The 272-nt window shown below is 33.1% G+C and carries 1 protein-coding gene; it reads right to left on the bottom strand.

The window, feature by feature from the left end:
- The coding region (locus SB717_RS35850; RefSeq protein ID WP_410907734.1) for a hypothetical protein at nucleotides 1-272 on the bottom strand (272 nt) is incomplete at both ends.

Here is a 272-nt window from a genome sequence, read left to right as displayed (position 1 = left end):
AACTCTTTCTCTATATCCAATATTCCTAATGCAAGATTAGAAATAGCCTGTTTCATGTTTTTAGGATTAGATGAATTTGATATAGGTAAAACCGCTTCTGTCTCTGAACTTTGAGTGACGATTCCAAAAATAACCAATTCTTTTTCTGAGTATCTAGAATACTTACTGACTATTAAATTCTCTGCATCTCTCAGATAATTTCTTTTTAGAGGAGCGCTGAATAAGTTTACTTCTTCATTCGATCCAGGAAGATAAGCCCTCACTTCAAATTG

The sequence above is a fragment of the Priestia sp. SIMBA_032 genome (assembly GCF_046535215.1).
GTDB lineage: Bacteria > Bacillota > Bacilli > Bacillales > Bacillaceae_H > Priestia > Priestia aryabhattai.
The sequence above is the reverse complement of the archived record's forward strand: the minus strand, read 5'-3'. Positions and strand labels throughout refer to the sequence as shown.